General features: G+C 72.1%; 10 protein-coding genes and 1 pseudogene. All 11 read left to right on the forward strand.

Annotation, left to right across the window (positions count from 1 at the left end):
• Positions 1-1,057, forward strand: a pseudogene (locus ACWGJY_RS34310) (hypothetical protein); the annotation flags it as partial.
• Complete coding sequence (locus tag ACWGJY_RS34315) at positions 1,054-4,494, forward strand: right-handed parallel beta-helix repeat-containing protein (RefSeq protein WP_453264793.1); 3,441 nt, start codon at positions 1,054-1,056, stop codon at positions 4,492-4,494. The pseudogene ACWGJY_RS34310 and the gene ACWGJY_RS34315, both read left to right, overlap by 4 nt.
• A gap of 59 nt (positions 4,495-4,553) precedes the next feature.
• Positions 4,554-4,886: a WXG100 family type VII secretion target gene (locus ACWGJY_RS34320; RefSeq protein ID WP_453264794.1), complete on the forward strand. Its 333-nt coding sequence runs from the start codon at positions 4,554-4,556 to the stop codon at positions 4,884-4,886.
• Between the two features lie 85 nt (positions 4,887-4,971).
• Positions 4,972-5,262, forward strand: coding sequence for a WXG100 family type VII secretion target (locus tag ACWGJY_RS34325; RefSeq protein ID WP_453264795.1), 291 nt, complete (start codon positions 4,972-4,974; stop codon positions 5,260-5,262).
• Between the two features lie 78 nt (positions 5,263-5,340).
• Positions 5,341-5,934 (forward strand): hypothetical protein, encoded by a 594-nt coding sequence (locus tag ACWGJY_RS34330; RefSeq protein WP_453264796.1) that lies wholly within the window; start codon positions 5,341-5,343, stop codon positions 5,932-5,934.
• 249 nt (positions 5,935-6,183) lie between these two features.
• Positions 6,184-8,238: a WXG100 family type VII secretion target gene (locus ACWGJY_RS34335; RefSeq protein WP_453264797.1), complete on the forward strand. Its 2,055-nt coding sequence runs from the start codon at positions 6,184-6,186 to the stop codon at positions 8,236-8,238.
• Between the two features lie 376 nt (positions 8,239-8,614).
• A complete protein-coding gene (locus ACWGJY_RS34340; RefSeq protein ID WP_453264798.1) occupies positions 8,615-12,289 on the forward strand; it encodes a hypothetical protein in 3,675 nt (1,224 codons plus the stop codon).
• Positions 12,290-12,451: 162 nt separating this feature from the next.
• Positions 12,452-12,895, forward strand: a complete 444-nt coding sequence (locus tag ACWGJY_RS34345) for a YbaB/EbfC family nucleoid-associated protein (protein WP_453264799.1) — start codon at positions 12,452-12,454, stop codon at positions 12,893-12,895.
• Positions 12,892-13,236, forward strand: a complete 345-nt coding sequence (locus tag ACWGJY_RS34350) for a hypothetical protein (protein ID WP_453264800.1) — start codon at positions 12,892-12,894, stop codon at positions 13,234-13,236. The genes ACWGJY_RS34345 and ACWGJY_RS34350 overlap by 4 nt, the downstream gene beginning before the upstream one ends.
• A 3-nt stretch (positions 13,237-13,239) precedes the next feature.
• On the forward strand, positions 13,240-14,097 hold the full coding sequence (locus tag ACWGJY_RS34355) for a type VII secretion system-associated protein (protein ID WP_453264801.1): 858 nt from the start codon (positions 13,240-13,242) through the stop codon (positions 14,095-14,097).
• A gap of 72 nt (positions 14,098-14,169) precedes the next feature.
• Positions 14,170-21,099 (forward strand): WXG100-like domain-containing protein (locus tag ACWGJY_RS34360; RefSeq protein ID WP_453264802.1); only part of this gene is annotated, 6,930 nt, incomplete at its 3' end.

Below are 21,099 nucleotides of genomic sequence, written 5' to 3' on the forward strand. Positions count from 1 at the left end.
CACCCCGCCGGCCCCGCAGCCGCCCGCCGGCCCCCAGGCACCCCCGGCGTCCCCGGCGCCGGAGCCCGAGCCGCCGCGGCCCGCCCCGGCCACGCCACCGGCCGCCGCCGCGGGACCGGCGGAGAAGGCCGTCGCAGCGCCGCCACAGCCGCTCGCCGGCGCGGTCCCGGGCACCGTCCGGGTCCAGCCCGAACCCGCGGCCGCCGCCGTAGTGCTGCCGCCCTCCAAGGGTGTCGACAAGGAACGCGACTGGGTGCGCCGCAGCCTCGGCGAGCGCTACGACACCGCGGCGGCCCTGGTCGCCCGGGTGCTCTCGCAGTCACCGGGGCTGGCCGGCGGGCCGCGCGGCTCCGCCGGCGACGCGCTCACCGACCTGGCGGCCGTTCGGCTGTACCTGTCCGGCTCTACCCCGGACATCGACGCCGCCATCCGGTCCGCCGTCGCCGGCCCGCACGTCCCGCTGGCACGCTGCGCCACCTCCGGGATGCGCCGCCTGCCGTCCTACCGGGGCGGCGCGATCCTGCGCGCCACGCTCAGCGACGCCGAACGCGCCTGGTACCAGGAGGGGAGGCTCGTCACGGAACACTCGTTCCTCTCCGCCCTCTCCGCCCTCCGCCGGGGCCTGCCGGGCAACACCGACATCCTGTTCTGGTCGCTGACGGCCCGCCGGACCGGGTTGCTGGCGCCGGAGGTCCCCGACCGCCTGCTGTTCACCCCCGGCACCCGGTTCAAGGTGCTGCGCTCGGTGGACGGCGACCGACCGGCCGTCCTGCTGAGGGAGTTGGCCGCGCCCGAGGTTGACGAGGCCGGTAACCTGCGCGAGGAGCGGGTGCCGCTCGACGAGATCGCCCTGACCGGGCTCGACCAGCTCCACACCCTGTGGAAGCAGGCCGAGCACGACACCGAGGTCCCGGCCGGCGACCCGCTCCCCGACGAGTACGCGGACGCCTTCCGTTCCGCTCCCGGGTTGCTGCAGTCCCACCGGGACAGGCCGGCCGGGCCGCGGCCGCCCTCTGCCTCGAACGGTCCCGGGCCGCAGAAAGGGCAGAACCATTGAACCGTCAGGTCCTGAGAGTCTCCGCGACCCAGAGCGGCGCCCACCGCACGGTCTCCCAGGCGTTGGCCGCGGCCGGTGAGGGCGCGCTGATCGCCATCGCGCCGGGCACCTACACCGAGGCGCTCACGCTCACCCGGGCGGTCACGCTCTCGGCCGAGGGCGACCCCGGCACCGTGCGGCTGGAGTCACCGGTCGGCAGCACGGTCACGGTGGACGCCGAAGCGGTCCAGCTCACCGGCCTCACCCTCGGCGGCTCCGACGCCAACGCCGCCGTACTGGACGTGCGCCGTGGCCAGGCGGCGATCGACGGCTGCACGGTGACCGGCGACCAGGCGTGGGCCGCGGTGATCTCCTGGCAGGACGGTCAACTGGCGGCCCGGGACTGCCGGGTGACCAACCCCGGCGGCGCCGGCATCGTGGTGACCGCCGAGAGCGACAACACCGTGGAACGCACCACCGTCACCGACCTCGGTTCCTCCGCCGTCGTCATCGCCGACAAGGGGCGCCTCACGGTGCGCGACTGCACCCTGGAGCGGGTCGGCGGCAACGGCATCTGCGTGAACGGGCAGGGGAGCGTCACCGTCGAGACCACCACCGTCACCGGCAGCCAGAAGCCGGCCATCGTGGTGGAGCAGCAGGCCAGGGCGGAGCTGATGCGGGTCACCGTCACCGAGTCCGCCAGCCTCGACGCCTACCTGACCAGCACCGGCCTCACCACCCTCACCGACTGCACCCTGAGCGGCTCGGGCGAACAGTCCGTCCACGTCAGCGGGGGAGCGGGGCCGCTGCTGCGCGGCTGCCGGCTCACCTCGGCGAACGCCGGCGGTCTCCAGGTCGTCGGGAGTTCCGCCCCCCGGCTGGAGGACTGCGAGATCACCGGCACACCGCTGGCCGTCCTCATCGAGGAGGAAAGCAAGGCGGAGTTCCACCGGCTGCGCATCCAGGGCGCCAAGCGCACCGCGATCCAGCTCCGTGGCGAGTCGCGCGCCCAGTTCCGGGACCTGTCGGTCACCGAGGACTGCGCGGGGCTGCGCCTGTCCGGGTCCGCCCGCATCGACCTGCACCACGCCGACCTCGTGGTCGATCACGGTGTCGGCGCCGAACTGTCCGAGGGCGCCATCGCCGCCTTCGAGGACGTCCGGCTGCGCGCGGCGGGCGAGTGGGGACTGGCGGTGTCCGGCGGGGCGCGCGCGGAGGTGGAGTCCTCCACGGTCGACGGCGCCGGCGTGCTCGTCGGCACGGACGGCGAGGTCGTGCTGCGCGGCAGCGAACTGGCTGGCTCCTCCGGCGACGGCGCGCGGGTGCTCGGCGGCGGCACCCTCACCGCGAGCGGCTGCCGGGTGCACGACGCGAAGGGCCACGGCGTCAACGTCCAGGCGTCCGGCCGGGCCGACCTCAGCGACTGCACGATCACCGGCAACATCGGTGACGGCGTCCGCAGCAACTCCGAGGAGCCCGTCACCGTCCAGCGCTGCGAGGTCACCGACAACGGCGGCACCGGCTTCAACCGGCTGCGCGGCGACGAGGACGAGCAGCGGCCCCGGCCGGCGGCGGGCGAGCCGGCCTGGGCCGGGGCGGGCGCACGGGACACGGGCAGCGCGGGCTCCGGGGCGCAGGAGCGCCGCGCCCCGGCCGGCGGCACCGGACCGCTGGCCGAACTCGACGCCCTGGTGGGCCTGGACAGCGTCAAGCGCGAGGTCACCGGCCTGATCAACGTCAACAAGATGGCCCAGCGGCGCCTGGAACTCGGCCTGCCCATGCCGCCGATGAGCCGGCACCTGGTCTTCGCCGGGCCGCCCGGCACCGGCAAGACCACCGTGGCCCGGCTCTACGGCGCGGTCCTCGCCGAACTCGGCATCCTCACGCAGGGCCATATCGTCGAGGTCTCCCGGTCCGGGCTGGTGGCGCAGATCATCGGCGGCACGGCGATCAAGACCACCGAGGTCTTCGAGAAGGCGCTCGGCGGCGTGCTCTTCATCGACGAGGCCTACACCCTCACCAACCAGTCCGGGGGCAGCGGGCCCGACTTCGGCCAGGAGGCCGTCGAGACGCTGATGAAGCTCATGGAGGACCACCGCGACGAGATCGTGGTGATCGTGGCCGGGTACTCCGAGCAGATGGGGCAGTTCCTGGAGTCCAACCCCGGCATGGCCTCCCGCTTCGCCCGCACCGTGGAGTTCCCCAACTACGAGGTCGACGAGCTCGTCACCATCGTGCAGGGCCTGTGCGCCAAGCACTACTACGAGCTTGAGGACTCCGGTCTGGAGGCCCTCACCAGGTACTTCGTGGACATCCCCAAGGGGGCCACGTTCGGCAACGGCCGTGTCGCCCGGTCGATCTTCGAGACCATGATCAGCAACCAGGCGTCCCGGCTGGCCACCTCCTCCGGCGACAACGAGGCGCTGAACCGTCTGGTGGCCGAGGACGTCGGCGCGCTGCCGGAGCCCGAGAACCCCGTGGCCGAGGAGAGGGCGCAGCCTCCGCAGGAACTGCCCCAGGAGACCCCCCAGGCCCAGGCCCCGGCCCCGGTTCCCGACCCGGAACCCGAGCCGGCGCAGCAGGCAGCCCCCAGGGCGCCGGCCGAACCACCGCCCGCCATGCGGCGACTGGCCGCGCTGTGCGGACTGCATGAGATCCGCACGGCTCTGCTCAGGCGCACCAACGAGCTGGTGGCCGGGGTCCAGCGGGGCGAGACACCCGCACCGGGAGCCAACGTCGTGCTGGCCGGCGAACAGGGCAGCGGACGCCGCGCGGTGGCCACGCTGTACGCCAAGTGCCTGGCCGAGACCGGCGTGCTGCGCAACGGCGCGGTGCACCGCGTGGCGCTGTCGCAGGTGCACGCCGGACGCCCGGAGGAGGCCCGCGCCTTCGCGGCGTGGCTGTTCGAGGAGGCGGACGGCGGGGTGCTGGACCTGGAACTCGACGCGGCCTTCGCCGCGCGGTCCGAGGCGGAGCGCGCCGCGGTGTGGGAGGCCGTGGTGGGCTCCGCGGTCCGCAATCCGCAGACCGTGCTCGTGCTGCGCGGCAGCCACGCCCGGCTCGGCGCGGCGCTGCGTGAACGGCCGGACGTGGCACGGTGTTTCGCCGAGTACCTGCGCTTCCCCGACTACACGGCGGAGGACCTCGCCGGACTGATGTGCCGGCGGCTCGCCGCCCGCGGCCACGCCGTGAACGAGGCGACGCACACCGCGCTGAGCGGGCGGATCGCCGGACAGATGCCCAGCGACGGGGCGCGCGGCGCCCACCGGCTCGCGGACCGCATCGCGGACCGGACACAGACCACGGCAGCCCCGGCGGCCCCGCGTTCCGGGCCGGAACCGGCCGCTGCTCCGGCCGCACGGGCAGCCGGTCCGCACAACCAGACAATGGCGCCTGTATCGGAAGGCAACAACACCCGCGCACCGTTCCTCGCGGGTGAGGGCGCGGGACAGAATTGAACACGACACAGTGCCATGGCTGGTGGCACGACGGAACCACCTGAGCGAAGGGACAGCCCATGGCCGGCGAGCCGACGAATGTTGATGTCGCAGGAATGCGGGCGGCACAGCCGCACTTCGAGTCTGCGCTGAACGAGACCACGCAGGCCTACAAGTCCATGGAGGAGCAGCGGGTCGCCCTGGCCAGCAACTGGACCGGTGACGCGGCCTCGTCCTTCACCCACGCCCTGGACCAGTGGCTGGAGAACTGCAAGACCGTCAGCCAGCAGCTCTCGAACGTCATCGAGAAGCTCGCGGCCACCACCGGGAATTACCAGAACGTCCACGCCAGCACCAGCGACGCGGCCACCTCGCTGAACAGCGCTATCGCCGCCGGGCTGCCCGGCTTCTGATTCCCGGTTCCGCGGAGACCTTGCTCAGCACCCTTCCGCCGACGACCTGGCGATGGGTGCCGAGCACCTGCCAAGAGAGGGCAATATGACGACTTACCAGGTAAGCCTTGAGCAGATGTCATTCGTCGAGGGCGAGATGCAGACCATCGCCCGCCAGATTCAGCAGACGCTGTCCGAGCTGGAAGCCAGCTCCAAGTCGAGCCTCGCCCACTGGTCCAGCGACGCCCGTGACGCGTACAACATCGCGAAGGCCAAGTGGGACGAGGCGGCCGCGGCCATGCAGCAGCAGTCGGCGGAGGCCGCCAAGGGCCTGGGCACCATCGGCGAGTACTACAACAGCGGTGAGAAGTACGGCGTCAACCTCTGGGACCAGTGAGCGATGACCGAGAGCAACTCCGTGCGCAGGGCGGGGAGGTGACGCGCGGTGGTCAGTCAGGGTGACACGAATTACGGCATGAACAATTCGTCGTCCAGCTCGTCGTCCAACTCGTCCTCCGACGAGCCGCAGCACTACCAGGGTGGCGACTACCAGGACACCAGCACGGGCACGGTCGACGCGAGCCAGGCACTGCCGGATATGCCGGTGATCCCGGCCACGTCCTCGGGCGGCGGTGACGTCTCCGTCGACACCACGGCGCTCAAGAAGTTCGCCGACAACCTGGACACCATCGCCGAGGCGGTCGGCGGCGCCAGGGATCGCGTGGTCAACCTCCAGCAGATCCGGCCCGGATCGTTCACCGAGGCGACCACGCTCAAGGAAAAGATCAGCGGCGGCAGCGGCGGTGGGGGGTTGCAGGACGGCCTCGCCAAGTCCATGCACGACCTGCGCCAGTCGCTGATGGACGTCGCCGACCGGATCCGGACGATGGCCAACAAGTACTCCACGCTGGAGGAGCTCAACGGCAAGGCGGGCAACGAACTGCACCAGCTCATGCAGACGGCGCAGACCGACCTCCAGAAGTTCCAGAGCGACAGCGCGGGGCTGGGCCAGGAACTGGGGTCCCACTCGTCGGCCCCGACGCCCTCGTCCACCACCACGACCGCGTAGGTGACGTAGCGGTCGTCAGGGTCCGCCCGTGTTCGGCGCCACTGCGGGAGCGGACGGGAACGCCAAGACCGCGATGGTCCGGTGACACCTATCGGACCACGCGGTCTTGCAGGCGGTTGCGGCGGCCCTTCGGGGGCCGAGAGGAAACAGACGCCCCGAGATGCGATGGGGGCTTGAGAGAAAGACGAAGGCGCAGCGCCCGCGAGGGGCGGTGCGCCTTGTGGGCATGGGGCGGAGGGCCTACCAGTAATGACCGAGACCAGTAACTCCTATAACAGCGGCACCGGTAACGACGGCTCCGGGTACACGTACGAGGCCGCTCCGGCCGGCTACGGCTTCTCCGAGGGTCGCCTGGGTGCCGCCACCGAGGATGTCCCGGATGGCTACACCAACGGGTACGGGACCGGCTCCTACGGCCTGGACCCCAGCTCCTACGGTGGCGGCTCGGGCTCGGGAGGCTATGCCGGGTACCCCCTGAGAAACACCGTCCCCGCGGGCCAGGACGGTTCCACGGGGTACCCGACGGACGCCTACGGGACGGCCCCGATCCAGGGCGTGTACGGCGGCCCACTCGGCTCGGACACCTACGGGACGGACCCGAGTGGCGGTGGCGGGGGTTACGGTTCCGATGGTTACGGGACGGACCCGACCGGCTACAACACCGGTTATGGCACGGACGGGTACGGCTCGGGCACCTACGGGACGGACCCGACCGGCGGTAGCGGCGGCTACGGGACCGGTGGTTACGGCACTGGTGGTTACGGCACTGGTGGTTACGGGACCGACCCGACCGGCGGTGACGGGGGTTACGGCACGGGGAGTTACGGATCCAGTCCCAACGGTTCCGGCAGCGGAGGGTCCGGCACCGGCTCGGACACGAACTCCGACTCCAGCTCCGACTCTGATTCCAGCTCGGATTCGAGTTCCGATTCCAGCTCCGACTCGGACTCCGGTTCCAGCTCCGACTCGGACTCCAGCTCCAGCAGGTCCGGCAGCTCCGGCAGCGCCAACGGTGACTACTCCGAGTACACCTGGAAGCAGGTCATGGAGGCCGTCACCGGGTCCAAGCCCGATGACCCCGGCGTGAACGGCAGCATGACCTCCGACCCTCAGACGCTCCAGGACGCGGCGGACACACTCTGGTATGCGGGGCAGGTGCTGAAGGAGGTCGACGAGAACCTCGGGTACCAGGTCGAGGCGCTGGCCGGCGAGAACGGCTCGTGGAAGGGGCCGGCAGCACAGGGCTTCTACAAGCTGATGCAGAACCTGTCCCAGCAGGTCTCGAACCTGACCGACGTGCTCACCGGCGGGATCACCGGTGACTACAACGTCCCCCAGCAGCTGGCGAACAACGCCCAGCACCTGCGGGAGGCGATAGCCAAGCTGCAGGACATCGACGTCTGGTATGCCAATCAGGCCATCAATTACTACAACGAGCACCCCTCGGAGTTCGACGAGGACATCGTCATGGACGATGGCCGGATCGCGGTGAGCCAGGTCAAGTCCATCCCCCCGATGTTGGACAGCGACATGCGCCAGGTGCTCATCGCCTTGGCGGGGCACTACAAGGTCACGATCGACAGCGTGCCCCACGCCACCTTCTCCAACCCGATGACCGGTGGTGGCAGCGGCCTGTCCGGCCCGCTCGGTTCGGATGGCACCAGCCTCGGAACGCCGCTCCAGCGGCAGGAGGTGACCCCGATGGTGCGGGGCACGATGTCGCCCGTGACGGGGATGCCGCCCTCGGAGTATCTGTCGCGGTCGGCCCCGATTGACTCGTCGACGGGGCAGCCGCCGACGCAGTTGCAGCCGACGATGCTGAGTCGCTCGGTGATGGTGCCGGCGGGGGATGCGTCGCAGCAGTCTCAGCCGGCGGAGTTGCAGCCGAGGATGTTGAGTCGTTCGTTGGCGGTGCCGGTGGGGTCGGCGGAGCAGGGGTCTGAGCCGGCGGAGTTGGAGCCGAGGATGCTGAGGCGTTTGTCGACGGTGCCGGCGGGGATGACGGACCAGCAGTCACAGCCGGCGGAGTTGGAGCCGAGGGTGCTGAGGCGTTCGTTGGCGGTGCCGGTGGGGTCGGCGGAGCAGGGGTCTGAGCCGGCGGAGTTGGAGCCGAGGATGCTGAGTCGTTCGTTGGCGGTGCCGGCGGGGATGACGGACCAGCAGTCTCAGCCGGTGGAGTTGCAGCGGCAGGTGCCCGCTGTGCCGGCGGGAGACACGACTCCGCAGTACCAGTTGCGGGGGGCAGCGGTGCGGGATGTGCCGGCACAGAACACCGAACAGGACGCCGGGCTGCCCGGGTTCTGATCCGCCAGGGTGTGGTGACTGCGCGCCGCACACTCTTCTCGACGGCCCGGCGATGAGTGCCGGGGCGCCTGCCAGGAAGGGGCAACATGACTGCCTGGCAGGCGAGTTGTCAACAGAAGGTGTCCGTCGGGTTGCGCCATTCAGTGGTAACGGCCGCGAAGGGAACGAGTTTGTTTCAGAGCGGTGACCATGTGCTGAGGGCGCCGCCCGCAACGCCTACTCTGGATGGCTGGCACCTACACAGGAATACGGTGACGGGGCTGCCGGGTTGTTATGCAGCACCGGCTGGGCTGGATGCCGTGTCGCCGCACGCGGACTACGCGCGGCGGCACGGCACAGCGGCATCAACGTTCAGGGGGAGGGGAGCGGAGGCGGCATGTCCGACGACAAAAACGATCAAGGGGACTACTCCGAGTGGGGTTGGAAAGCGGTCGTCAAACACGTCACCGGCCACGACCCCGATCACCCCGAGAACGACGGGAACGCCAAGTTCATAGCCGACCCGCAGTCCATCCAGGACGCGGCCGACACCTTCTGGTACGCGGAGCAGGTGATCCAGCGGGCCGCTGAGAGCATCAGTGACCAGGCGCAGGCGCTGACCGGTGAGAACGGACCGTGGAAGGGCTCCGCGGCAAAGGCGCTCAACCGGGTGATGGGCACCCTGTCCAAGCAGGTGAAGGACTTGGGCAACACGCTGTCCGGAGGCATCACCGGGGACTACAACATCCCGCAGCAGCTGGCGAACAACGCGGCCCACCTGCGCGAGGCCGGTCAGAAGATCACGGACATCGACTCCTTCTACGCCAAACAGGCCTTGGCGCAGGACCCGAGCCTGATGATGGACAACGGCTCGGTGCACATCGGTGCCAAACCCAAGCTCGTCGCCATGATGACCTCGGACATGCAGAAGGTCGTCAGCACCCTGGGCTCGCACTACAAGGTCACCGAGGACAACGTCGCCCAGCCGAAGTCGCCGACCACCATGGCGGGTGCCCCGCCGAACACCGGCTCCGGCGTGCCCAACCCGTACAACAACATCGGCGGGTACTCGCCGAACGGGCCCAACTTCGGGGGCGTCAACCTCGCGGGCTACAACTCCCCCAACATTCCGGACTACAGCCCCACCGGTGCCCCTCACACCGGCAACGGCAATCTGCCCGACTTCCACCAGAGCAACTCCCCGGAGGCGATGCCGAACTCCGACACCGGAGCGGGGCCGGGCGCCGGCAACGTCCCCGACTACGCCAAGTCCCCGGACCTCAGCACGAACGCCCCGGACACCGGCAGCCCCACCCCCTACCCGAACGCCGGGGACCTGGGTGGCACGGACGCGCCCAATGGCACGGCCCTGTCCGGCGGGAGCGCCACCCCCAACATGGCCAACATCCCCCTGCAGGTCCTCGGCAAGGGCCTCTCGTCGCAGAACGGGGCGCGGGACGCCAACCCCAGTGCGTACCCGGACACCGGCCTGGACACCCCGGGCACCAACATGCCCAACAGCGGCGCCCTCGACCCCTCGATGGACGCCGCCCTGAACCCGGCCACGTCGAATATCCCGAACATGCGCTACCCGGACCTCGGACTGGGCGGCCCCACGAACAAGAACGCCGGCACCCCGAACCTGAAGGCGAACGTGGCGCCGAAGCCGTACACGGGCGGTCTGGGTCTGGATGACACCGGGAAACTCGGGGGCGGTTCGGGGGCCGGCCCGAACGCCGGCACCACCCCGTACTCGGGGGCGAACATCCCAAAACTGGACACCTCCGGTATCAAGGCCCCCACCTCCAGTCCGCTCTCCAGCTACCCCGACACCAGCCTCTCCAGCGCGAACCCCTCCGGGCTGGGCTCCTCGGCCGGCGGGGGCGGCCTCTCCAGCTACCCGAACACCGGCCTGTCCGACCCCTCAGCGGGTACCAGCCTGGCGTCCGCGGGCCCCGAAGGGACCACGATGTCCCCGGGGACCGGGGGCGGGGCGAACATGCTGAGCCAGGGCGGCGGTTCCGGTATGCCGATGATGCCGATGGGCGGTATGGGCGGCGGTATGGGCGCCGGCGGGGGTGGTGCGGAGGGGGCGCCGTCCGACGCCTCCGGTCTGCTCCAGGGCGATGCGACGCCGTGGCGTGGTTCGAGCCTGCTGGACGACACCGGCCACCTCAACGGCGGCGCCGTGCGGGGCGGCGAGGGACTGGACTTCTCGCCGCGTGGGCTGGACGGCGACGGACTGTCGCTGGACGGTTCCGGTACCGGACTGCCGTCCGACGGGCTGTCGTCGGGCACGGGTGACGGACTGCCGTCCGACGGGCTGTCGCTGGACAGCAGCGGAGGCTCCTCGGACTCCTACGGCGACGGACTGTCGTCGGGCGCCTCCGGCGGGGCGAACACGGCGAGCCAGGGCGGCGGTTCCGGTATGCCGATGATGCCGATGGGCGGTATGGGCGGCGGTATGGGCGCCGGCGGGAGTGGTTCGGAGGGCGCGCCGTCCGATGCCTCCGGTCTGCTGCAGGGCGATGCGACGCCGTGGCGCGGTGCGGGGCTGGACTCCACGCCGGAGGCGACCGGTGGGGCCGGGACCGGCGGTGCGGGGCTGGACTTCTCGCCGCGCGGGCTGCCCTCCGACGGGCTGCCGGCGGATGCGCCGTCGGAGCAGGAAGCGGCAGCGCCCGAGACGGGCACCCCGGCCACCACGAACGCCGAGACGGGCACCCCGGCCACCACGAACGCCGACGCGTTCGCCATGGGCACGCTGGACGGCCTGCCGTTCCTCGCGTCGACGTGGGGCACCGGCACCGTGGGGCAGTACGGGAGCCCAGCGGCTGCCAACACCTGGAGCGCGCCCGGAAGTTCGGGCACACAGGCGCCACGGACCGGCACCCCGAACGGCACCCACGCCACTGCTGCTACTGCTGGCACGGCCGGCACCGAGCCGGCCGTGGCGCCGCCCGTCTCGACCGCTGTGACCCAGGCCGCGCCGGACGTCGCCCCCGCGCCGCACGCAACGCCGGATGTCGCAACGCCGGACGTCGCAGCGCCCGAGACCGCGCCGGAGGCCGCCGGGGAACCGGTGTCCGCACCGCAGCACGCGGAGGCGCCCGCGGAGGCGCCCGCGGCGCAGAGTCTGCCGACTCATGCGCTGACGAGCCGGGAGGCACCGGCGGCCGTTCACCAGCCTGAGCCCGCCCCGGTCATGGCGCCCCCTCAGCAGGCCCCGGCCGTCGCGGTCGCCGGGCAGGCGCCCGCCCCCGCCCCGCAGGCGCCGGCCCCCGCCCCGCAGGCGCCGGCACCGCAGCAGGCGGTCCACTCGACCCCCGCGCCCGCGTCCGCCCCGGCGACCGGGACCGCACCGGCGTCGGCCCCCGCCGCGTCGGTGACGGTCCCGACCTCGGGGCCCCTCTCGGCACAGGCGTCGGCACCCGCCGCGGCACCGAGCTCGATGCCCGCCGCGGCCCCGGCCCCGGCCTCGGCCTCTGCCCCGGCCCCCGCCGCGGCACCGGCCACGGCGCCCGCCCCGGCACCGGCGTCCGCGCACGCCGCGTCCGCGCCCGCCTCCGTACCGGCGAAGGCACGCGCGACGACCCCGGCGGCCGACCCCGCCTCGGCGTCCGCGCCTCAGGGCGCGTCCGTGGCCGACGACGCCGAGGCATGGGACGCCGATCTCCTGCCCCTCTTCGGTGCGAAGGGCGGCCACGCCGGCGGAGTGACCGGCGCGGAAGAGGCGGTGGGCGCCGCCGGCGTGGTCGGCGCGAGCGCGTACATGGTTGCCCGTGGTGCCGGCTCGGAGCAGGCGTTCGCCGAGCCCGCACGGCCCGCCTGGCGCCCCAAGCCCTCCTCCGAAGGGGGCATGCTCAGGGAGCTGTCGTGCTCGGGGATCGAGCCGGAGGAGAAGCCGAAGACTGCCGCCACCTCGTCCGCCGAGTCCGAGAAGGACGGCTCCTCCGCAGGCCAGGCCAGGGGTAGGGGCAAGGGCAAGGAGGGCGACGCGGACGGCAGGAGCAGCGTCGCCGACCTGTTGCGACAGAGCGACGACATCTGGGGCGGCGGCGGCTTCAAGTGAGGCCGGGGCGCGGCGGGACAGGTCGGGTGTGGCCAAGGAGGCAGAACCGGCTGTCCGTGCGGTCAAGATCGTGTGTCCGCCGGTCGGTTCGGCCCGTCACGCACGGTTCACTGGGTGACGACCGGCCGAATGAGCGCAGCACAGAGCGTTGAGGGGAAGGGAATGTCGACTCCGTACGATCAGCAGATCGAGGATCTGCTGGCCGAGTACCGCGACGCGCGTGAGCAGTCCGTCGACACGCGCCGGCAGATCAACGAGATCCAGGCCACGGTGACCGCGCCCCGGCAGGTGGTGAAGGCGACGGTGGGTGCCCAGGGCCAGGTGCTGGCGCTGGACTTCCCCACCGGCGCCTACCGCAACATGGCGCCGAAGGACCTGTCGAGGGTCATCCAGGCCACCCTCGACCAGGCCAGGACCAAGGCCTTGTCGCAGGTGATGGAGGTGGCCGTCGGGCGGCTGCCCGAGGGGATCACGCCGGTCGACATGGTGAAGGGCGACTTCGACCCGCGTGACCTGTTCCCACCGGATGTTGAACTGCCGGACGCCGTGCGGGAGTACGTCGAGCACGGATTCGGTGTGAAGCGTGAAGGAGGAGCGCGGTCATGAGCGGATCGTCGAACGGCCAGGTGCGGGTCGACACCGAGAAGCTGCAGGAAGCCGCGCGCAAGCTGGAGCAGCTGACCACACATATGCAGTCGGTCGCCGAGAACTTCCGCGAGGACTGCGACGCGTACGGCGACGTGATCGGTGACGACAAGAACGGCAAGAAGTTCAAGAGCCAGTACGAGGGCCCTCACAAGGACGCCGTCACCGCCGGGTACACCGCCGGCAAGCTCCTGGACAGGACGACTGGCGAGATAAACCAGCTGGTGAGGGCACTGGAGAACGTCGAGCAGCAGTCGGCCGAGACCGGTCGGCGGCTGCATCCGGAGATAAACGGCGGGTAGTCGATGAGCAGCACATCCGAGGAGGCGGCGGCCGCACGTCCCGCCGCCTCTACGGTCATTCCCATGGTGCCGGTCACGGCAGAGGCCGGCGGCTCGGCCGCGGCGCCCGGGGAGCGGCCGTCCCGGGACGGCCGTGGTGCGTCCACCGCCGGAACGACGGACGGTGCGACCACCGACGCCGGCCTGCCTCCGGTTCCGGACCACGTACGGGAGGCCGCCCGGTCGGCCCCCGACCACTGGTTCGGCATGATCGACCCCACCTGGTCCGGCGAGGGGGCCCCGCCGGTCTGGGCCGTGGTCGGTCAGTGGCGTTCGGACCTTCAGGGCGAGATCGCCGAGTGGCGTGACAACCCGGAGTACCGCCCCTCGCCCCCGGCGCTGGGCTGGCCCGAGGCCAAGGATCCGGTGGACGCCGCCCTGCAGCTGGCGGCCACCGGCTACGGCCCGGCCGACGCCGTGACGCGCGCGCTGGCGACCGCCGAGGTGGCCGCGTTCGTCGCGCCCGGCGGAACGCTGCTGTCCGCGGTGGCTCCGGACGACGAGTCCGCCATCGTGCCCGTCTTCACCTCCCCGGACCACCTGCACGCCGCGGGCCGGCTGTCCTTCCAGACCATGCGGGCCGCCGAACTGCTCGACCGGCTGCCCGAGGACCACGTGGTCTACCTCAACGCCTCCGGCCCGGTGAGCATGACCGTGGAGCCGGGGATGCTGCGGGAGGCGGTCGAGGCCGCCGGCGCGGTGAACGAGGAGGACGACTGGCTGGGGGCGCTGGACGGCATCCTGCCGGCCGCGCGACCGGCGGAGCCGGAGACCTCGGTGGACGGCGGGGCGGCGCGGGGCTCCTCACAGGAGCTTTCCTGACATGGTCGGTCCGGTCCTGGCGCCCTCTGGGCATGTGATGAGGCATGCCGTGCCGAGGGGAGGTGCGGCGGCATGAGCATCATGATGCCCAAGGAGCTGGAGTGGGTTGCTGCTCTGGCGGGCGGTCAATGGCCCAAGGCCGACGAGGACAAGTGCTGGGAACTGTCCAAGAAGCACAAGGACTACGCCGAGCAGATGCGGTCGGCCGCGACGGAGCTCAAGTCCGTGCTGGCCGACGTCCGGGCGGGCATCTCGGGCGGTGCGTCGGAGCAGTTCGAGGCGTACCTGCAGAAGATGATCAACAACTTCGAGTCCGTGGCGAAGTCCGCGGACGAACTGGCCGACAAACTCGACGAGTTCGCCCTGAACGTCCAGTACGGCAAGATCATGACGATCGCCATGCTGGGGTGGATGGCGGCCGAGATCGCCTTCTTCGCCTGGTGGGCCCCTGAGGCGCTGCCCGAGATCTATGCCCAGGGCCGGCTCGCGATAGGGATGATCCTGCGGCGTCTGGCGTTGGCCACCGGTGTCAACGCGGCCGTCGGCGCCGGGTTGTCGCTGTCGGTGCAGGGCATCCAGGAGGCCCTGGGCCGGCGCCACTCGCTCGACTGGAAGGAAGTGGGCATCGCCGCGGGGTCCGGCGCGATCAGCGGTGCGATCACCGGCGGCCTCTTCGGCGCGGTGGGCCTCGGCGGCAAGGTCGGGCAGCGGATCCTCGCCTCGCTGCTCGGGAAGATGGCACTGGGCGGCCTCGGCGGCGCGGCGGGCATGGCGGCCTCCGACGCGGCGTTCGACATGGAGGGTTCCCCCGGACTCGGTTTCCTGGCAGGCGCGTTGGGCGGCGCGATCGGTCACATCCCGGCGTGGAAGGCAAGCCGCGCCGCCGGCAAAGCGGCCGCCGAGGCCAAGACGGACCTCGACACCGACTTCAAGAACCCGCCGCGTCTGAACCTGCCCGACCTGGGGAACGGGTCGGACAAGGGCGGTTACAAGGGCGTTCCGCCGGAGAGCGACGGGCTCCCGCCGGATGCGCGCGGCGGCTACCGGTCGTTGGGCAGCGACAGCGGCTCGGCGTTCGGCGACGGTCCGTACAACAGTCCCTCGCTGTTCTCCGGTGACAGCCGCACCCCGCTGCTGGGCTCGGGCGCCAGGGACGGCGGCGCGTACGGGGACGGCCTCTCTGCGGACGGCCTCTCTGTGGACGGGCCCGTCTCCTCCCGCGGCTCCAGCGCCGCGGAATCGTCCTACGGCGAAGGCATGCCGGCCGGCTACCCGCCCCCTTCGGAGGGCCTCGCCTCGCAGCCGGGCAGGTCCTCCGTTCCGGGAGGCCAGGGCGGCCGGGGGACGGCCCCGGGGCGCGGGGACGGCGCGAGCGAGTCGGACGTCTCGTCGATGTCGGGCCGCCCGGTCCGCGACGATGTGACGGTTTCGGGGATCGACGACCGTGAGGCGCCGAACACCCGGCAGGTGCCCGAGACGTCCGGCACCGACGCGCCGTCCCGGCCGGAGGGTGTTTCCGGCGGGGCGCGGTTGACCACGGAGAACCTGGAGAACCCGGGAAGGCTGGAGAACCCCGGGGCATCCCCGAGTGACCGGGTCGAGTCATGGCGGAACGCTGTCGAGCCGGGCGCCCCCGAGCCCCCTCGGAGCACCGGCTCGCACGCGGGGATGCCGCCGGCCGAGCAGGCCCCCCTGCGAGGGTTCGAAGACAGGCCGCCGGCGCACGAGTCGGCGCCGGAGCAGCCGAACTTCGCGACGACCGACGGACAGGGCGCGCAGCCCCCGCACGGCGCGGGCCGGCAGGGCCCCGACGCGCCGCCCGAGGGTGCGCGGCCGGTGGACGGCGCGCAGCAAGGGCCGGAGCAGCACGCGCCGGGCCGGCATGCACCGGTGGAAGGTGCGCGGCCGGGGCCGGGGCAGCACGCAACGGACGAGGGCACACCGCAGACCTCCGGGCACAGCGGCCCCCTCGAGGGTTCGCGGCAGGGCCACGACGGGTCGGACCAGACCGGGCCGGGCCAGCCGCCGCGCTCTTCGGACCAGGGCACGCCGCAGGCGTCGGAGCACGAGGGGTTGGACCAGCCGTCGCGGTCTGCGGAGGATGGCGGGCCGGCCCAGAACCTGACGGGCCGGCCGCACACCTCGGACCAGGGCGTGCCGGGCCGGCCGTCGCGCCCTTCGGAGCAAGTCGGCCCGGATCATGGCGTGCCGCAGGGGACGCGCCAGGAGGAAGGCGGAGCCGCGCCCGTCGGGATGTCGGGCGGGGCGCCCGTCGGCACCGGGGGCGGCCCGCGGTCGGCCGAGCCGGCGCCGAGGACCGGGGCCGAGCCGAACACCACCCGGGACCACAAGTCCGAGGACGGCACCAACTCGGCCGCCGGGCCGCAGATTCAGCGCTACCCCGGATTCGAGACGGGCGACCGGCCGTGGCAGCCGGTGGCGGGGCGCGGCGGCGAGCCGACGGCGACCGGGCCGACCGGGCCGGGCGCGCCTGCCGGTGGCCGGTCCGTGGACGGCACACGGGAGACCACGACGGGCCTCACGGGCCCGCAGCTTCCGAGCCAGGGCCTGGTGCGGGAGGCTCCCGGTGGGAGGGCCGGGCGGACGGAGCCGCAGCGACCGGTGACCGAGGCCGGGGCCGGGGCCGGGGCCGGGGCCCCCAGGCTGTCGGCCAACCGGCCGTCGGACGACCAGATGTCGGTGAGCTCCGGGGGCGCCACGAGGTCGAGCGCGTCCGAGAGCACCGTCGACTCCTTCGGGCGGCGACCGGCGACGCCCGCGTCCTCGGTCGCCTCGGAGGAGCACGAGGGGGCCGCGGGCCCCGCCGCGCCGGCCCACGACCCGGCCGAAGGCGGTACGCCGGACAACCCGTCCCACAACCCGTCCCACAACCTGTCCCACAACCTGTCCCACGAGACCGCGCACGAGACCGTGCACGAGTCGCCGGAGCCGGCCGCCGACCCGGTCGCGGAGAGCATCGCCCGACGGGAGGGCTGGAACGCCTACCAGGCCGACCGGGACGAGCGCACCGCACGGCTGCTGGAGTTCGAGCGCGACAACGACCGCAGTGCGGACCTGCTCAGGGGCTATGAGAACTGGGCCCGGGAGGACCTCTTCGGCGGCCGGGGGCTGCCGAAGGACAGCGTCGGCTACGCGCAGGCCGAGCACGACTTCCACAGGGCGGTCCTGGAGCAGTTCAAGAACGAGTGGAACGCGCGGGGCCCGGAAGGGCTCGACAAGGCGACCTGGGAGCAGAGCTACCGGCAGATCGCCGACCACGCCGACCGGTTCTTCGCCCACGCCAGTGGGCGCCATCGCGAGATGACCCACTTCAACGACGAACTGGACCGCGCGGTAGAGACGTTCCGCGACCGCGGCGACCTCGGCGACGAGAACTTCCTGCGCGAGTCCGACGACGTCCCGACGGACCTCGCGCACTACGAGACGGAGCACTTCAAGGACCCGACGTACGACACCGACAACGGCAGGCCGCGCCCCGGCGAGGACGGGTACGTGCCGACCTCGCTGTCCCACCTGCGGGCGGACCACCTCGCCAGGATCCGCGGCATCGTCGACCGCGCGTACGAGGCGCACCCGGGCGACACGGCGGCCCGCGAGGGCCTGATCGACGACCAGGCCGGCGCGCTGGTCAAGGACCTGCCGAAGCGGCTGGCATCGCTGTGGGACGCCACCAGCGAGGTCGACCGGGTGAACCGGCAGGTGGACCGGAGGCTGGCGGAGGAGGACGAGTTCTCCGCCTTCGACCCGGCCTCCGACGACGCCCCCCGGGGCGTGACGCACTTCACCGAGGAGCCCCCGGCCGCCGACGAACACCCGGCCGCTGACGGGCCGGCACCGTCGGGAGCGCGGTCGGACGCCCACGTCGACGACGCGCCGGGGGGACCGCGCTGGGACGAGGGCGACGCCGAAGAGCCGACGCTGCTGCCGTCGGGGTCGCAGGCGACGCCGCAGCCGGGGGCGGGGAAGGCCGACCCCGACCAGTCGCCCGCGTCGCCGCGGACCAGCGGCGAGGAGGCGCCGGGCGGCGGGACCGGTAACCGGCAGGACCAGAAGATCTCCACCGTCCTGGACGAGCAGAACCTCGCGCGGATGCGCCGCGAGCTCGACGAGGACCTGCACCGCTACTACCAGGGCGAACGCGAACGGGCCGGACTCAACGACCGTCCCGACCCCGAGTCCCTCCGGAAGGCGCACGAGTTTGGGCGGCAGTGGCGGGAGCACGTCGACGAGCAGCTGCGCTCCCTGGACAGTCGCGTCGGACACGCCGAGTTCCGGCAGTTCAGGAACGAGCGGCTCGACCAGCGGCTCCAGCAGAAGTTCGAGGAATTCGAGGACGAGTCCTTCGGCCTCCGCGCCCTTCCCCAGGACGCCCGGGAGCGGTTGTCCACCGAGTTGCGGAACGTCAACGAGAAGGCGGTGGACGAGCACTTCTTCGAGAACAGCGAGGGGCACAGCTTCCAGGGCCCGGACTTCCGCGGGTACAAGCCCGGCAGGTGGGACGGCGACGCGTCGCGGCCCGCGCGTTCCTACGAGGACAACCTCGCGGTGATCGACTCCACCCTGGAGGCCCGCTTCGACCACGAAGTGATGCTGCGGGAACAGCTGGAGCGCAGCGCCGAGGCATACCACCCGCTGCGGTACGACGCGGACCCCGAGCGCCGGCTGGACGAGAAGGTCGCCGAGGACACCGCTGACGACTTCCGCAAGGAGACGGTCAAGACCTACGACGACCTGTACGCCCCGCACGAGCACAACATCGAGGCGTGGCTGGAGCACGAGAAGGACGGCGGGGACGCCTTCGGCAGCAAGCTCGACTCGCTGCCCGCCCCCGAGCAGCGGCCGTCGGGCGGTGCGGACGCGAGCCCCGCGGGCGACACCCCCGCCCCGGCACGCGAGCCGGAGACGGGGGAGACCCCGGCGCCGGAGAGTGGCGCGGAGCGCTCCGACGCCCCCGAGGGACAGGGGGCTCCGGCCGCCGGCGACCGTCCCGCCCCCACGGGTGGCGCGGAGCGGCCGGGTCAGGGCGCCTCGGAGGGCGGCCAACTGCAGCAGCTGCAGGACCGTCCCGCGGCGCCGCCGAAGACCACGGCGGTGACCCACGGCGACGGCGTGCGGACCTCGCGCGGCCCCGAGGAGGAGCAGAGCCCCCAGCAGGTCCAGGAGCAGAAGACCAACGCTCTGCCGCAGTTGAGCGAGACCGAGAAGGGGATCGTCGAGCGGTCGGGGACGTCCGGTACGGCGGAGCAGCGGGTCAAGGCGTGGCAGGAGTACCGGCAGGCTTCGGACAACATCGGGAAGGCCCAGGTCTTCCAGCAGGAGGTTCGGCAGCTGGGGGATGCGGCGAAGACGTGGCAGCACACACGGGCGATGTTCCAGCCGTACCTGGCGACCACGGGGCTGAAGAAGGCTGAGCAGACGCTCCAGGGGTTCGGTATCGACCCGGAGCGGGTGACGCAGCAGGTGCTGCGGGTGCAGGAGGCCGCGTTCGAGGGTCTGCGGGAGCCCGCGCCGGAGCCGGCCGGTCCGGGGATCGACGCGGTGCTCCAGGCGCCGGTCCAGGAGCAAGAGGCGGCGGTCGCCGCGCCGCAGCCGGACCTGGGACCGCAGTTGGGCGAGACCGAGAAGGGGATCGTCGAGCGGTCGGGCACGTCCGGTACGTCGGAGCAGTGGATCGAGGCGTGGCAGGAGTACCGGCAGGCTTCGGACAACATCGGGAAGGCCCAGGTCCTCCAGCAGGAGGTTCGGCAGCTGGGGGATGCGGCGGAGACGTGGCAGCGCACACGGGCGGCGTTCCTGCCGCACGCGGCGGTCACGGACCTGAGGAGGGCTGAGCAGACGCTCCAGGGGTTCGGTGTCGACCCGGAGCAGGTGACGCGGCAAATCCAGCAGGCGCAGGAGGCCGCGTTCGAGGGTCTGCGGGAGCCCGCGCCCGAGTCGGAGGGCGCCGGCCTGGGCATCGACCCGGCTCAGACGCAGCAGCGGGTGCGGCAGGAGGAGTTCGCGGACGAGCGCGGGCTCACGTGGGAGGACGGTGCGGAGGCCGACGCCTCGGCCGGCGAGCACGGTTACCAGCCGCCGGCGATCGAGGACGTGCCCGAGGAGACGGTGGTGGCGCCCGCGCACCCCGACTCGGAGGTGTTGCCGGCCGACCTGCCCGAGTTCTCAGCGGGCCGGACCGCCACGGAGGTCCACGACCCGGACCAGGCCGCCGCGGAGGCCCCCGCCGAGCAGACCTCCGGCTCCATCGAGCACGCCATCGACGATGTCTTCGACGACCCGTCCTCGACTGTGGGAGCGGTGCCGTCCGGTCCGGTGGGGGAGATGCCGCCGGGACGTGCATCTGGGCGGCTCCGGCCAGAGCTGGGGGGGTTGATGTCGGACGTCCAGCGGGAGTTGGACAATTTGCGGGGGAAGGGGGGAGATCGGCCGTCGTGGGACGAGGTCGTGCAGTTGCATGACGCGTTGCCGGGTTGGATTCGTAGGCGGCCGTTGCGAGCACGGGGTGAGGCGATTGCGCAGACGATCGTGTCGGGTGCTCCGGCGAGGTTGCGTGGTGGTGCGCCGGCGGGTGGTGCGTATGCGCCGTGGGGTGCGGGTCTGTTTGGTCCGTCGGAGGCGGGTCCGTCGGGTGCGGGTGTGTCGGGGGTGTCGGGGCGTCCTGAGTTTTCTCGTCCTCCGTCGGTGTCGAGTGAGTGGTATTCGTCGGATGATGAGAATCCGGTGAGTACGGAGCTTTTCGAGGAGGAGTACACGCGGTTCCCGCGGGAGACTACTTTTACTCCGCAGCCCACGGTTGGTTTTGGTGGCAGTCTGTATGGGCCGCGTCCGGAGGATATTCCGCTTGCGCGGAGTGGGGAGCCTCTGGGTGATCCGGGTACGGGGGCTGGGGCGTTTCGGATTGCTTATCGTGGGGATTTGGAGCCGTTGTTCCGGTGGGATTCGCGTCCGCCGGAGGTGATTTTTGGTGAGGGGTTTCGTCCG

The organism is Streptomyces sp. NPDC054765 (genome assembly GCF_053612065.1).

Coding starts and splice junctions, on each gene's coding strand:
- ACWGJY_RS34320 (WP_453264794.1), top strand. CDS start 4,554: ATGGCCGGCGAGCCGACGAATGTTGATGTCGCAGGAATGCGGGCGGCA.
- ACWGJY_RS34325 (WP_453264795.1), top strand. CDS start 4,972: ATGACGACTTACCAGGTAAGCCTTGAGCAGATGTCATTCGTCGAGGGC.
- ACWGJY_RS34330 (WP_453264796.1), top strand. CDS start 5,341: ATGAACAATTCGTCGTCCAGCTCGTCGTCCAACTCGTCCTCCGACGAG.
- ACWGJY_RS34335 (WP_453264797.1), top strand. CDS start 6,184: ATGACCGAGACCAGTAACTCCTATAACAGCGGCACCGGTAACGACGGC.
- ACWGJY_RS34340 (WP_453264798.1), top strand. CDS start 8,615: ATGTCCGACGACAAAAACGATCAAGGGGACTACTCCGAGTGGGGTTGG.
- ACWGJY_RS34345 (WP_453264799.1), top strand. CDS start 12,452: ATGTCGACTCCGTACGATCAGCAGATCGAGGATCTGCTGGCCGAGTAC.
- ACWGJY_RS34350 (WP_453264800.1), top strand. CDS start 12,892: ATGAGCGGATCGTCGAACGGCCAGGTGCGGGTCGACACCGAGAAGCTG.
- ACWGJY_RS34355 (WP_453264801.1), top strand. CDS start 13,240: ATGAGCAGCACATCCGAGGAGGCGGCGGCCGCACGTCCCGCCGCCTCT.